11 protein-coding genes are annotated in these 14,663 nt (G+C 59.5%); 9 read left to right on the forward strand and 2 right to left on the reverse strand.

Annotated elements, in window-relative coordinates:
• Positions 1–18: 18 nt before the first annotated feature.
• The 5 genes from IB246_RS03095 (at position 19) to IB246_RS03115 (ending at position 6,837) form a co-directional block, all read left to right on the forward strand.
• Positions 19–405 carry an AprI/Inh family metalloprotease inhibitor gene (locus IB246_RS03095; RefSeq protein ID WP_032832867.1) on the forward strand — a complete coding sequence of 129 codons (387 nt, stop codon included), beginning with the start codon at positions 19–21 and terminating at the stop codon, positions 403–405.
• A gap of 80 nt (positions 406–485) precedes the next feature.
• Positions 486–2,252 (forward strand): type I secretion system permease/ATPase, encoded by a 1,767-nt coding sequence (locus tag IB246_RS03100; RefSeq protein WP_008044313.1) that lies wholly within the window; start codon positions 486–488, stop codon positions 2,250–2,252.
• Entirely contained in the window at positions 2,249–3,583 is a 1,335-nt protein-coding gene (locus IB246_RS03105; protein ID WP_008044315.1) for an HlyD family type I secretion periplasmic adaptor subunit, read from the forward strand. Before IB246_RS03100 ends, IB246_RS03105 begins: the two co-directional genes overlap by 4 nt.
• A 2-nt stretch (positions 3,584–3,585) precedes the next feature.
• Entirely contained in the window at positions 3,586–4,962 is a 1,377-nt protein-coding gene (locus tag IB246_RS03110) for a TolC family outer membrane protein (RefSeq protein WP_008044317.1), read from the forward strand.
• Positions 4,963–4,989: 27 nt separating this feature from the next.
• Positions 4,990–6,837 carry a calcium-binding protein gene (locus IB246_RS03115; RefSeq protein ID WP_008044319.1) on the forward strand — a complete coding sequence of 616 codons (1,848 nt, stop codon included), beginning with the start codon at positions 4,990–4,992 and terminating at the stop codon, positions 6,835–6,837.
• A 99-nt stretch (positions 6,838–6,936) separates the two neighbouring features.
• Here IB246_RS03115 and IB246_RS03120 read toward each other — a convergent pair whose 3' ends face one another.
• Together IB246_RS03120 and IB246_RS03125 are read right to left on the reverse strand one after the other, a co-directional pair.
• A complete protein-coding gene (locus IB246_RS03120; protein ID WP_008026328.1) occupies positions 6,937–7,161 on the reverse strand; it encodes a YgdI/YgdR family lipoprotein in 225 nt (74 codons plus the stop codon).
• A gap of 9 nt (positions 7,162–7,170) precedes the next feature.
• Positions 7,171–7,368 (reverse strand): hypothetical protein, encoded by a 198-nt coding sequence (locus IB246_RS03125; RefSeq protein ID WP_008044321.1) that lies wholly within the window; start codon positions 7,366–7,368, stop codon positions 7,171–7,173.
• A 14-nt stretch (positions 7,369–7,382) separates the two neighbouring features.
• Here IB246_RS03125 and IB246_RS03130 point away from each other — a divergent pair, with 14 nt between their 5' ends.
• The 4 genes from IB246_RS03130 (at position 7,383) to IB246_RS03145 (ending at position 14,355) form a co-directional block, all read left to right on the forward strand.
• The gene (locus tag IB246_RS03130) at positions 7,383–9,035 is read left to right on the forward strand and encodes a VRR-NUC domain-containing protein (RefSeq protein WP_008044322.1); all 1,653 of its coding nucleotides are present in this window, start codon (positions 7,383–7,385) and stop codon (positions 9,033–9,035) included.
• Positions 9,032–11,311: an ATP-dependent DNA helicase gene (locus IB246_RS03135; RefSeq protein WP_008044324.1), complete on the forward strand. Its 2,280-nt coding sequence runs from the start codon at positions 9,032–9,034 to the stop codon at positions 11,309–11,311. Before IB246_RS03130 ends, IB246_RS03135 begins: the two co-directional genes overlap by 4 nt.
• Before the next feature lie 128 nt (positions 11,312–11,439).
• Positions 11,440–12,348, forward strand: coding sequence for a zeta toxin family protein (locus IB246_RS03140; RefSeq protein WP_008044326.1), 909 nt, complete (start codon positions 11,440–11,442; stop codon positions 12,346–12,348).
• A gap of 87 nt (positions 12,349–12,435) precedes the next feature.
• Positions 12,436–14,355: a PAS domain-containing sensor histidine kinase gene (locus IB246_RS03145; RefSeq protein WP_008044328.1), complete on the forward strand. Its 1,920-nt coding sequence runs from the start codon at positions 12,436–12,438 to the stop codon at positions 14,353–14,355.
• Positions 14,356–14,663: the final 308 nt, after the last annotated feature.

The following is a 14,663-nucleotide window of genomic DNA, read 5'->3' on the forward strand; positions in this document are numbered from 1 at the left end:
AACCTGAGTGAAACGCCTATGATTTGTAACGCTTTTACCTGCAAAACAAACGTGTGGCTGTTAGCCGCGCTCATGATGTTTTTTGGAGATGTAGCCATGGCAAGCAGCCTGAAGTTGGCAGACCCGTCGGAGCTGGCGGGAAAATGGCGGGTGACGCAGCAAGACAACCCGTCGAACGTTTGCCCCCTCGAATTCAAAGCCAATCAGACGTTGGGCGACGGCACCGAGTGCCTCGTCGAATGGCTGGAGGAACAACCGGTCGGCTGGTTCCCTGAGCCCGACGGCATCGCGCTCACCGGCAAGGAAGGGTCGAAGATTGTGTTTTTCAGTCGTCAGCGCGACGGGCTGTATCGAGGCACTTCAAAGTCCGGGCTGATCATAATACTTGAGCACCCGCTTGATTAATCGAGATGCGCCAAGTTGTTATTAAAGTGTAAGTAACGACCTCGTCAGGCAGGCGAGGGATAACACCTCAGGAAGAGCCCATGAAGATGGCGAATAACCCGGTTTCCACGCCGTTAATAAGGGCGCTGGGTGATTACAAGAGCATTCTGATCAGCGTCGGTTGTTTTACGGCGCTAATCAACATTCTGATGTTAGTGCCCTCTATTTATATGCTCCAGGTCTATGACCGGGTGCTGTCATCGCAAAATGAAACCACGCTGGCCATGTTGTCGCTGATGGTCGTGGGGTTCTTTGCGTTTATCGGCTTGCTGGAGATTATTCGCAGTTTTATCGTCATTCGTATCGGCAGCCAACTGGAACGCCGCTTCAACCTGCGGGTTTATCAGGCCGCTTTCGAGCGCAATCTGTTCAGGGGCGAAGGCAACGCCGGGCAGTCGCTGGGGGATTTGACTCACATTCGCCAGTTCGTGACCGGCCCGGCACTGTTCGCCTTCTTCGATGCCCCCTGGTTCCCGGTGTACCTGCTCGTGATCTATCTGTTCAACGTCTGGCTCGGCGTGTTTGCCACGGCGGGCGCGGTAGTGCTGATCGGGCTGGCGTGCCTCAATGAGGCCATGACCAAAAAGCCTTTGGGAGAAGCGGCGGTTTTCTCCCAGAAGTCCAGCCAGATGGCCACCAGTCACCTGCATAACGCTGAAACCATTCAAGCCATGGGCATGCTCGGCGCCTTGCGTCATCGCTGGTTCCAGGTGCATTCGCGTTTCCTCGGCCAGCAGAACAAGGCCAGCGACACCGGCGCGGTCATCAGTTCCCTGAGCAAAACCCTGCGGCTGTGCCTGCAATCCCTCGTATTGGGTCTGGGCGCGCTGCTGGTGATCAAGGGCGACATGACTGCCGGGATGATGATTGCCGGTTCGATCCTGATGGGCCGCGTCCTGAGCCCCATCGATCAACTGATCGCGGTCTGGAAACAGTGGAGCGGCGCCAAGCTCGCTTACCGCCGTCTCGATGCTTTGCTGCAAGCCTTCCCGCCGAGCGAAGACGTCATGGCGCTGCCGGCACCGAAGGGCCACATCCGTTTTGAACAGGTCAGCGCCGGTCCTCCGGGGCAGCGTGCTGCGACGTTGCACCTGGTCAATTTCAGCCTCGATGCCGGCGAAGTGCTCGGCGTGCTGGGCGCTTCCGGCTCCGGCAAATCGACCCTGGCCCGAGTGCTGGTCGGCGTCTGGCCGACCCTTGGTGGCACGGTGCGCCTCGACGGTGCCGATATTCATCGCTGGAATCGCGACGAGCTCGGTCCCTACATCGGTTATCTGCCGCAAGACATCGAACTGTTCAGCGGCAGCATCGCGCAAAACATCGCCCGGTTCCGTGAGGCCGATCCGCAAACCGTCGTCGCCGCCGCGCAACAGGCAGGTGTGCATGAACTGATCCTGCGCATGCCTCAGGGTTACGACACGCTGCTCGGCGAGGACGGCAGTGGCTTGTCCGGCGGTCAGAAACAGCGCGTGGCACTGGCGCGTGCCTTGTACGGCAAGCCGAGCCTGGTGGTGCTGGACGAACCGAACTCCAACCTCGACACCGTCGGCGAAGCGGCGCTGGCCAGTGCCATCGCGCACATGAAGGCCCAGGGCACCAGCGTGATCCTGGTGACTCACCGCTCTTCGGCGCTGGCCCAGGCCGACAAGTTGCTGGTGCTCAACGACGGTCGTTTGCAAGCGTTCGGCCCGAGCCAGGACGTGCTCAAGACGCTTGCCGGTGCCCAGGAACAAAAGCCCGCCCAGGCCCCGGGTGGGCTGAGCATGAGCCGGCAGTATCAGCCTTCGACAAGGAGTTCGGGTGTATGAGCAACCTCAGCGAAGCCAACATGGAACACGACTACATCGCCGAACGCCCCGAGCGCGATGCGCGGTTTTTTGCGCGCATGGGCTGGATTCTGGCCATCCTCGGCGCCGGCAGTTTCTTCACTTGGGCCAGTCTGGCGCCGCTCGACCAAGGCATTCCGGTGCAAGGCACCGTGGTGGTCTCGGGCAAGCGCAAAGCGGTGCAATCGATGAGCAGCGGGGTGGTCCGCCGGATTCTGGTGCGCGAGGGGCAAGCGGTGAAGCAGGGTCAGCCGCTGTTTCAACTCGACCAGACCCAAGTCGCCGCCGACGTGCAATCCCTGCAAGCGCAATACCGCATGGCCTGGGCCAGCCTGGCGCGCTGGCAAAGCGAACGGGACAACCTCAAACAAGTGAGTTTTCCCGCCGAACTGAGCAACGATCCCGACCCGCGTCTGGCGTTGGTACTGGAAGGCCAGCGGCAGTTATTCAGCAGCCGCCGTGAAGCGTTTTCCCGCGAGCAGGCTGCCTTGCGCGCCAGCATCGAAGGCGCTGGCGCGCAACTGGCCGGCATGCGCCGCGCACGCTCGGACTTGACCGCCCAGGCCAGTTCCCTGCAACAGCAACTGAGCAATCTTCAGCCGCTGGCGGACAACGGCTACATCCCGCGAAATCGGCTGATGGAGTACCAGCGCCAACTGTCGCAGGTGCAACAACAATTGGCAGAAAACACCGGCGAAAGCGGCCGGGTGGAGCAGGGCATCCTCGAATCGCGGCTGAAACTGCAACAACACGTCGAGGAGTACCAGAAAGAAGTCCGCACTCAGCTGGCCGACGCACAGCTCAAAAGCGTGACGCTGGAGGAGCAACTGACCTCCGCCGGTTTCGACTTGCAGCACAGCGAAATCATCGCCACCGCCGACGGCATCGCGGTCAACCTCGGGGTGCATACCGAAGGTGCGGTGGTGCGCCAGGGCGAAACCCTGCTGGAAATCGTTCCGCAGGGCACTCGCCTGGAAGTCGAAGGGCATCTGCCCATCAACCTGATCGACAAGGTCGGTACGCACTTGCCGGTGGACATTTTGTTCACCGCGTTCAACCAGAGCCGCACACCACGGGTTCCCGGCGAAGTCAGCCTGATTTCCGCCGACCAGATGGTCGATGAGAAAACCGGCGCTCCGTATTACGTACTGCGCAGCAGCGTCAGCGAACACGCCATGGAAAAACTCAACGGTCTGGTGATCAAGCCCGGCATGCCCGCGGAAATGTTCGTGCGCACCGGTGAGCGTTCGCTCCTCAACTATCTGTTCAAGCCGCTGCTCGACCGGGCAGGTTCCGCGTTGACCGAGGAATAAGGATGTTGCGCTGTATGAATAAGCTGTCTGTGTTTGCGGCGAGCCTTGTGCTGCTGACCTGCAACCCGACCATGGCCATGGGGCCGTTCGATCTCTACGAGCAAGCGTTGCGCAATGATCCGGTGTTCCTCGGCGCGATCAAGGAGCGCGACGCCGGCCTTGAAAACCGCGCAATCGGCCGCGCCGGGTTGCTGCCGAAACTGGGTTACAACTACAACAAGGGCCGCAACACCTCCAAGGTCACCTACCTCAACGAGCGCGGGCAAAACCAGAGCGATGACCGCAACTACAGCAGTTACGGTTCGTCGTTGACCCTGCAACAACCGCTGCTGGACTACGAGGCCTACGCGACGTACCGCAAAGGCGTGGCGCAGTCGCTGTTCGCCGATGAGAACTTTCGCGGCAAGAGTCAGCAATTGCTGGTGCGGGTGCTGGAGAACTACACCCAGGCGCTGTTCGCCCAGGACCAGATCGACATCGCCCAGGCCAGGAAGAAAGCCTTCGAGCAACAGTTCCGGCAGAACGAGCAATTGTTCCGTCAGGGCGAGGGCACGCGCACCGACATCCTCGAAGCCGAGTCACGCTACGAGCTGGCAATCGCCGAAGAAATCGAAGCCCGCAACGAACAGGACGCGTCCCTGCGGGAACTGGGCGCGCTGATCGGCGTGCCGGCCGTCGACATCAGCGATCTAGCGCCGCTGGATCAGCAGTTCCAGACCTTCACCCTGCAACCGGCCAATTACGACACCTGGCATGAGATGGCGGTCGCCAACAATCCGGGCCTGGCCTCGCAACGTCAGGCTCTGGAAGTGGCGCGCTACGAGGTGGAGCGCAATCGCGCCGGGCACCTGCCCAAAGTCAGCGCCTACGCAACGGTGCGCCAGAACGAATCGGAAAGCGGCAACACCTACAACCAGCGCTACGACACCAACACCATCGGCATCGAAGTCAACGTCCCGCTGTACGCCGGTGGCGGTGTCTCGGCGTCGACCCGTCAGGCCAGCCGCGCCATGGAACAGGCCGAATACGAACTGGACGGCAAGACGCGGGAAACCCTGATCGAGTTGCGTCGCCAGTTCAGCGCGTGCCTGTCGGGGGTGAACAAGTTGCGGGCCTATCAGAAAGCACTGACGTCCGCCGAAGCGCTGGTGGTGTCGACCCGGCAAAGCATTCTCGGTGGTGAGCGGGTCAACCTCGACGCGCTGAACGCCGAACAGCAGCTCTACACCACACGCCGCGATCTCGCGCAGAGCCGCTACGACTATTTGATGGCATGGACCAAGTTGCATTACTACGCCGGCACCTTGAACGAGCAAGACCTGGCCAAGGTTGACGAAGCATTTGGGCAAGGCCCGAAGGAACGCCGGAAAGATCTCTGACAATTCCAACAAAAGAGAGGCTTTACCATGGGTGTGTACGACTACAAAAACTTCGGCACAGCAGATTCAAAGGCGTTGTTCACCGACGCTATGGCAATCACGCTGTACTCCTATCACAACCTCGATAACGGCTTTGCCACCGGTTATCAGCACAATGGCTTCGGCCTGGGTTTGCCGGCAACGCTGGTGACCGCGTTGATTGGCGGTACTGACTCCCAGGGCGTGATTCCCGGCGTGCCGTGGAACCCGGATTCGGAAAAAGCCGCGCTGGCGGCGGTGCAGAAAGCCGGCTGGACGCCGATCACCGCTGCGCAGCTGGGTTACGACGGCAAGGTTGATGCACGCGGTACGTTCTTCGGCGAAAAGGCCGGGTACACCAGCGCCCAAGTGGAAATCCTCGGCAAGTACGATGCGCAGGGCCATCTCAGCGAAATCGGCGTGGCCTTTCGCGGCACCAGTGGACCTCGTGAAAGCCTGATCAGCGATTCGATCGCCGACGTGATCAACGACGTACTGGCAGCATTGGGGCCCAAGGATTACGCGAAAAACTACGTGGGCGAGGCCTTCGGCGACTTGCTTGCCGATGTTGCCGCGTTTGCCCGGGCCAATGGCTTGTCGGGCAAGGACGTTCTGGTCAGTGGCCACAGCCTTGGCGGCCTGGCGGTCAATAGCCTGGCGGACCTGAGCAACGACAAGTGGGCCGGGTTCTACAAGGATGCCAACTACATTGCCTACGCCTCACCGACGCAAAGCAGCACCGATAAAGTGCTGAACGTCGGTTATGAGAATGACCCGGTGTTCCGCGCGCTCGACGGCTCGTCCTTCAACCTGTCGTCGCTGGGTGTGCACGATGCGCATCAGGACTCGGCGACCAACAACATTGTCAGCTTCAACGATCATTACGCCTCGACGGCGTGGAATGTGCTGCCGTATTCCATCCTCAATATTCCGACCTGGATTTCCCACCTGCCCACGGGGTACGACGATGGCATGACGCGGGTGCTGGAGTCGAAGTTCTACGACCTCACCAGCAAGGACTCGACCGTCATCGTTGCCAACCTCTCTGACCCGGCGCGCAGCACCACCTGGGTTCAGGACCTCAATCGCAACGCCGAAACCCACAAGGGCAGCACCTTCATCATTGGCAGCGACGGCAACGACCTGATTCAGGGTGGCAAGGGCAACGATTACCTGGAAGGCCGCGACGGCAACGACACCTTCCGCGACGGCGGCGGCTACAACATCGTGCTGGGTGGCAACGGCAGTAACGTGCTGGATCTGCAGCAGTCAGTGAAAAACTTCGATTTCGCCAATGACGGTGCGGGGAATTTGTACATCCGCGATGCGCAGGGCGGCATCAGCATCACCCGCGACATCGGCAGCATTGTCACGAAGGAGCCGGGGTTTCTCTGGGGGCTGTTCAAGGATGACGTGACCCACAAGGTCACCGCCAACGGCCTTGCGGTGGGCAATGACCTGACGCAGTACGCGTCCACGCTGAAGGGCGGAGCAGGGGCCGATACGTTGAAGGCGCATCCCGGCGGTGATTGGTTGTTTGGTCTGGACGGCAACGACCATCTGGTGGGCGGCCAAGGCAACGACGTGTTGGTGGGCGGGGCAGGAAATGACCTGATGGAGGCGGGTGGCGGGATCGATACGTTCCTGTTCAGTGGCGCGTTTGGCCAGGATCGTATCGTGGGTTATCAGGCGAACGACAAACTGGTGTTTCTCGGGGTTCAGGGGGTGGCGCCGAATGATGACGTACGCGCCCATGCCACGGTTGTGGGGCAAGACACGGTGCTGACGTTTGGTGGTGATTCGGTGACGTTGGTCGGGGTTGGGCTGGATAGCCTGGCCAATGTCGTCATCGCCTGAAGGTGATGTGGCGCCTGTAAGGGCCTCATCGCCGGCAAGCCGGCTCCTACAGGAATCTTGTAGGAGCCGGCTTGCCGGCGATGAACGATAACGCGGTGTTCAGTCTTCCTTGCGAACTGTGGCCACGTCATTAACCTTGACCTTCACTTTCGCCCCGGAAATATCTTCGAACTCGTAAAAGCCTTCTTTGGTATTGGCTTTTGGCATGTCCTTGGTCAAATATTGAGTGCCGTTCTGCAGCGTCACCACCGTTGGCGTCGAGCAACCAGCCAGGGCCAGAAGGGCTGCCGCTACCAGTGGCAAACCCAGTGTCTTGATATTCATAACCACCTCTCATCCTCCAAAAATCAGCGCGACTGCTTCAAATCCTTCAATCGCCGCTGCACTTCTACCGCCGTTGGTGCCACGGATCCCCAGAAAGTTCGACGGGCCACCCAAAAAAACCGGATCGCGCCGCCGCTTATCCTTTTCCGTTTGCACCGGACGGGTCGTAGCTGGTATCTGTACGCATAACCAGTATTCGCTCGCCATGGCCCTTTTTCCCTGTGACCACAAATCCCCTCGACGATCCGTTCTATTACTTGAACAACTTCATGCAAGTGCTTGATTGGCTTGAACATCGTTATGCCGATGTATTGAGTGTCGAGGAGCAATGCTTCATCCGTGAGTTCAATCGACTGCCCAGGGAACCCCGTGCGCTCCTGGTCCGGATGGTCATGCGCAAGGGCGTTCACTTTCGGGCGAGCAAACTGCATTACGTCGAGATCGGCGACATAGCCATGGCCGCTGAGCCATTGTTGGCCCAGGGCTGGATCGATGAGCAGGCGCCGCTGCCGCTCGACGTGGTGTTCGAGGCGTTGCTCAAGGCCGAAATCCTTCAATGTTTCGGTGCCGCCATCGATCAGCCCAAAGGGAAAAAGTCCGACTGGCTGCCTGCATTGAGCGAACGGTTTCCCGAGGTTCAACCCTTCAATCAGTGGTGCGCGCCACTGGATGATCGGTTGTTCAGCCTGACTATCATGGGCTTGTGCGATCGCCTGCGCCTGATGTTTTTCGGCAACCTTTACCAGGACTGGTCGGAATTCGTGCTTGCCGACCTTGGCATTTTTACCTATGAAAAAGTCGAGTTCTGCGCCGAATCCCGCGGCTTGCGCAGTCGCGAGGACGTGGACGCCTGCCTGTTTCTCCATGACTGTCAGCAGCAGTTCGAGGCCGGTGAAGCGGTGGCGACGGTTGTCGGGCAGATTAACGGGCTGGCGCTGAGCAATCCCTGGCTGCAAAAACGGCGCAGCAAATTGCTGTTCCAGATCGGTCAGCACTGCGAGCGCGTGGCGGATTTCGCCAATGCCCTGGGCATTTACCGCGAGTGCGCCTGGCCTGGCGCACGGTCGCGATTGATTCGTGTGCTGGAGCGCTGCGGCGAGTATCAGTTGGCCATGGACCTGGCCGTTGCTGCCGGGCAAACGCCGGAAAGCGCCGCCGAACAACAGCAATTACTGCGAGTGGTGCCCAGGCTGCGGCGCAAACTCGGCGGGCCGGCAGTGAAACGATCCTCCCCACGGGAAATGCAGCGTCTCGATCTGCAACTGCCCAGAACCGACCCGACGCTGTCGGTGGAGTTTTACGTTCAGGCGCATCTGGCGGAGGAATCGGCGCCGGTGCATTACGTCGAAAACAGCCTGATCAACTCGTTGTTCGGGTTGCTGTGCTGGCCGGCAATCTTTGCGCCGTTACCGGGGGCGTTTTTCCACCCGTTCCAGCGCGGGCCGGCGGATTTGCTCAATGAAGACTTCCAGGCGCGCCGGGCCGATCTGTTTCAGGCCTGCCTCGCCGAACTGGATGACGGGCGTTACCGCCAGACCATCCGTGAGCGGTATGCCGCCAAGTGGGGTGTGCAGTCGCCTTTCGTGTTCTGGGGCGCGTTGAGCGAACCACTGCTTGAACAGGCCCTCGATTGCCTGCCCGCCGAACACCTCAAACACTGGTTCAACCGCCTGCTGCTGGACATCAAGGCCAACCGCGCCGGCATGCCGGACCTGATCCAGTTCTGGCCGCAGCACAAGACCTACCGCATGATCGAAGTCAAAGGCCCCGGTGATCGCCTGCAGGACAACCAGTTGCGCTGGCTCGAGTTCTGCCATGAACACCATATGCCGATTGCTGTTTGCTACGTGCAGTGGGCGGAGCAGGGCGCTTGAGCTACAGCATTGCGGTGCGGGCGTTGTGTGAATTCACCGCCAAGGTCGGGGACCTCGACCTGCGTTTCACGCCTTCGCCGACGGCACTGGAAGGGATCGTCGGCCACCGTACGGTGGCGTCCCGGCGCAGCGAGGGTTACCAGAGTGAGGTCGCGCTTGAAGGTCTGTACCAGACGTTGAAGGTCAAGGGCAGGGCGGACGGCTACGACCCGGCGCAAAACTGCCTGGAAGAAGTCAAAACCTATCGCGGGGACTTGAGCAAACAACCGGCCAACCATCGTCAACTGCATTGGGCGCAGGCCAAGGTCTATGGCTGTTTGATGTGCCAGAAACTGGGCCTGGCGCAGATCAACCTGGCGCTGGTGTATTTCGACATCGTCAGCGAAAAGGAAACCTGCCTGGTCGAGGCCTTCAGCGCTGAGGAACTGCAGGTGTTCTTCGAGCACCATTGCCGACTGTTCCTGCATTGGGCCGAACAGGAAATGGCCCATCGCGAGGCGCGCAACGGCGCGGCGCAGCAACTGGCGTTTCCCCATGCCGGTTTTCGTCCGGGCCAACGGCATCTGGCCGAGTCGGTGTTCAAGGCGGTCAGCACTGGCCGGTGCCTGATGGCGCAGGCGCCGACCGGCATCGGCAAGACGCTTGGCACGCTGTTTCCGATGCTCAAGGCGCTGGCGCCGCAGCAACTGGACAAGGTGTTCTTCCTCACGGCAAAAACGCCGGGGCGCAAACTGGCGCTCGATGCTGCGCAGGTGATCCTCGACAGCGCGGATGCGCCGCCGCTGCGGGTTCTGGAGATGATCGCCCGGGACAAGGCCTGCGAACATCCGGACAAAGCCTGCCACGGCGAATCCTGCCCATTGGCCCAAGGCTTCTATGATCGCTTGCCGGCCGCGCGTCAGGCCGCCAGCGAGCTGTCACTGTTGAACCAGAATGCCTTGCGCGAGGTGGCCGTGAAACATGCGGTGTGCCCGTATTACCTGAGCCAGGAAATGGCCCGTTGGGCAGACGTGGTGGTCGCTGACTACAACTACTATTTCGATTTCAGTGCGCTGCTGTTCGGGCTGGCCCAGGCCAATAACTGGAAAGTCGCGGTGCTGGTGGACGAAGCCCACAACCTGGTGGAGCGCGGCCGGCAGATGTACAGCGCCAGCCTCGACCAGTCGGCCCTCAACGGCGTGCGTAAAACCGCGCCCGAGTCGTTGAAAAAATCCCTGCAACGGGTCAATCGTGAGTGGAACGCCCTGCATAACCTGCAACTTGGTGCGTATCAGGCCTACGACAAGCCTCCGGAAAAATTGCTTCAGGCGCTGTCCTCGTGCAGTGCGAGCATCGGCGATTACCTCAATGATCACCCGCAGGGCCTGGACAGCGCATTGCAGACGTTTTATTTCGACATGCTGCAATTCTGCCGCGTTGCCGAACTCTTCGACGAACAGTTTCTGTTCGACATCAGCAAGCGGGACCTCGAGCGTAAAAAACCGCTTTCGCAACTGTGCCTGCGCAACGTGGTGCCTGCCGGTTTCATCCGCCCGCGCCTGACGGCCGCACGCAGTACCGTGCTGTTCTCCGCGACGTTGAGCCCGCGTCATTACTATGGGGATCTCCTCGGGACGCCAGCGAATACGGTGTGGATCGATGTCGAATCACCGTTTCACGCTGACCAGTTGAAGGTCCATATCGTCAATCAGATATCCACGCGGTTCGTCCATCGGCAATCGTCCCTGGCGCCGATCGTCGAGCTGATTGCCCGGCAGTTCAGTCAACGCCCCGGCAACTACCTGGCGTTTTTCAGCAGCTTCGATTACTTGCAGCAAGTGGCGCAGTTGCTGGCCGAAAAACACCCACACATCACGGTGTGGGCGCAATCGCGGGGTATGGGAGAAAACCGGCGCCAGGACTTTCTCGATCAATTCACCGCGGACAGCCAGGGAGTCGGCTTCGCAGTGCTGGGCGGGGCATTTGGCGAAGGCATCGACTTGCCCGGCGCGCGGTTGATCGGTGCATTCATCGCCACCTTGGGCCTGGCGCAACTCAACCCGGTCAATGAACAGTTGAAACATCGCATGGCCGCGATTTTCGGTGCCGGTTACGACTACACCTACCTGTTTCCCGGCGTGCAGAAAGTGGTGCAGGCCGCGGGGCGAGTGATCCGCACCCAGCAGGATGAGGGGGTGGTGATGCTGATCGATGACCGGTTTGGCGACAGCAAGGTCAAGCAACTGCTGCCGCGTTGGTGGTCGGTTGCTCCAGCGATTTCGCTCTCGGCTGAGTAGGATTTTTTGCCTTAAAAAACATCGACATACCTTGAAAAACTCAGACATTTGAACAAGTGGCGAATGCCCGCTTTATTCATAGAGGCAATCATCACTTTCAAGCCAGTCTTTGATAAGGAAATCAAGGTATGTCAGCAGCACCGAACTATACGTACACCCAGGAGCAGGTCACGGCCGCATTCGATGAAATAAAAGCGACGCTGTTCACCGGCATCACGGCCGAGGCAACCCCGAAAATGCTGATCGTTGCCGGCCTGCAGGGATCGGGCAAAACGTATCTGCTTGAAAAAAGTCTTCTGCCTTCGGGCCGCTACAAAAACTACGTGCGGCTATACCTGCCCGAATACCGGAAAAAACATCCTCAATACACAGAGATGATCAAACTCGGCGTTCTGCATGCGTATGAGCATACAGAGGCGTTTGTACGTGAGGTCAGCGCGAAGATTTTTGCCCAGGCATTCGCCAGTAAACTCAACATCATCATGGAATGCGCGTTCGACAGCCTCGATTTCGCGGCTTTTCCGCCGACGGCAACAGCCGCCGGTTATCAGTTCGAGACTCATATCGTTGGCTGCACCCGAGAGTTCGCTCATGTGTCGAGCATCAAGAGAGCACTCAACAGCCTCGAAAACCAGGAAATGGAAAGATTTCTGACGGGATCAACACTGGCTGCGAGCATGAGGTATGCACAAGCGATCATCCTGGCCATCGAGACGGCTTCAAAAGCGATCAGCGGTTCGCAAATCACTGTGTACGAACGCGGATTCGGCGTGCTGAAAGAGCGAGCGATACGGGCTCAGAGCACTTACACCCTGGAGGCCGACGGCACGCTGACCAAAACGACAACCCTGAGGCATTTTGAGCACATCGTTTACTCGCGGATTATTGATAACCCTGTTTTTGCGGTGAATGGTCACCACGAAATCATCAAGGAGTGCCATCTGGCGCTGCTCAAGATCGCGGGTCATGCCCAGCAGGTTCCGAGTTTCGTATACAACGATTTGTATGCCTGCATTGTCAGATACGCAAACCGATAAGACTTTGTGTCGAGCGGGGCATTTCGGCTTTCCAAACCCTGGGTTTGTCGCATACTCCTCAAAAAACAATCACGACGTGAGGGCTCAATGAACGAAGATCGAGGCAAAGCCAGCACCATCGAGGACGGGCGCTTTCGCCTGTTGATCGATGCGGTGATTGACTATGCGATCTACATGATTGATCCCGACGGCATCATTACCAGTTGGAATGCCGGCGCTCGACGCTTCAAAGGGTATGAGGAAGCGGAAATCCTCGGTCAGCATTTTTCGCGTTTCTACACCGAAGAGGACCGTCTCAAGGGAATGCCCCAACGAGCCCTGGATACCGCCATTCGGGAAGGGCGTTTCGAGGGGGAAGGCTGGCGGGTGCGCAAGGACGGTACGCATTTCTGGTGCCATGTGGTGATCGATCCGATCCTCGATTCGACGGGCAAGTTGCTGGGGTTTGCCAAGATCACCCGGGACCTGACCGACCGCAAAATGGCTGAAGAAGTGCTCAAGCAAAGCGAACAGCAGTTCCGGCTGCTGGTGCAGAGTGTCACGGACTACGCCATCTACATGCTCGACGCTGACGGACGGCTGACCAACTGGAACCCTGGTGCCCAGCGCATCAAGGGTTACTTGCCCGAAGAAGTGATCGGTCAGCATTTTTCGATGTTTTACACCCCGGAAGACCGCGCAGCCGGCGAACCGAAGCGCACGCTGGACATTGCCGTCCGTGAAGGGCGATTCGAGAACAAAGGCTGGCGAGTGCGCAAGGACGGCACGCGGTTCCTGGCGCATGTCGTGGTCGATCCGATCTGGGGCGATACCGGGACGTTGCTCGGTTTCGCCAAGATCACCCGGGATATCACTGAAGCAACCCGCGCTCAGCAGGCGCTCGAACAAACCCGTGAGGCGCTTTTCCAGGCGCAGAAAATGCAAGCCATCGGGCAATTGAGCGGGGGGATTGCCCACGACTTCAATAATTTGTTGACGGTGATCCTTGGCAATCTGGAAATCGTGCGCAAGCGAATCGGGGACGATTCGAAGATCACCCGATTGCTGGACAACGCCACTCAAGGCGCCTTGCGCGGAGTGGCGCTGACCCAGCGCATGTTGGCCTTTGCCAGGCGACAGGAACTGAAGACCGAGTCCGTCGAGATACCGACGCTGGTGGAGGGCATCACCGGCCTGTTGCGTAGTTCCCTCGGACCTTCCGTAGTCCTCGAAACCCGTTTTACGGAAACGATCGAGCCTGTTTGGGCCGACAAAAACCAGCTCGAACTGGCAGTCCTGAACCTGGCGACCAATGCCCGCGACGCCATGCCCCATGGCGGCAAGCTCCTGATCAGCGCCCGTTCTGAAGACGCCGGCGATCATTCCTCGCTCAGGCCAATGACAGGTCGTTATGTTTGCCTGAGCATCAATGACACCGGGGAGGGCATGGACGACGCCACACTCGCCGTGGCGATGGACCCGTTCTTCACCACCAAAGGGGTCGGCAAAGGTACGGGGCTGGGATTGTCGATGGTGCATGGCTTCATCGAACAATTGGGCGGGCGATTCATTCTAAAGAGCCAGAAGGGCAAGGGCACCACGGCCGAGCTGTGGATTCCCGTCGCCACACAGGGTTCGATCGCCAAGCCTGCCCAGGAGGAAGCCGCACCGCCGGTGCCTCGTCTGTGCGTGCTGGTGGTGGATGACGACAGCCTGGTGCTGACCAGTACCTGCCTGTTGCTCGAAGATTTGGGGCATCAGGTGATCAGTGCGGTATCCGGGGCTCAAGCGCTGACAGTGCTCGACAGCGAACAGGTCATCGACCTGGTCATTACCGACATGGCCATGCCGCAAATGAACGGTGCGCAACTGGCGCAGGCGATCCGAAGCATCAGGCCCGACCTGCCGATCATCCTCGCCACCGGTTACGCCGAGCGGCTGGAAGGCTTTGCGACCAGGCTCCCGCGCCTGTCCAAACCATTCACGCAACTCAACCTGGTGGAAATCATCGCCTCGACATTACGTTAATAAACCGCCCGGCTCTTCGAGCGTACGCGCTTATTCTCCCGCGCCCGTAGGAGCCGGCTTGCCGGCGATTGGCCCCTGAGCCCTGCAGTGACCTTGCGGACGTCATCGCCGGCAAGCCAGCTCCTACAAGGTACGAGGCGGCTGGCATGGATGTGTGCCGCAACAAATTCCTGTAGGAGCCGGCTTGCCGGCGATTGGCCCTTGAACCGTGCGGTGATCATGCGGACGTCATCGCCAGCAAGCCGGCTCCTACAAGGTGCGAGGTGGCTGGCAGGGATGTGTGCCGCAACAAATTCCTGTAGGAGCCG

The sequence above is a fragment of the Pseudomonas sp. PDM01 genome (genome assembly GCF_014852325.1).
Taxonomy (GTDB): Bacteria; Pseudomonadota; Gammaproteobacteria; order Pseudomonadales; family Pseudomonadaceae; genus Aquipseudomonas; species Aquipseudomonas migulae.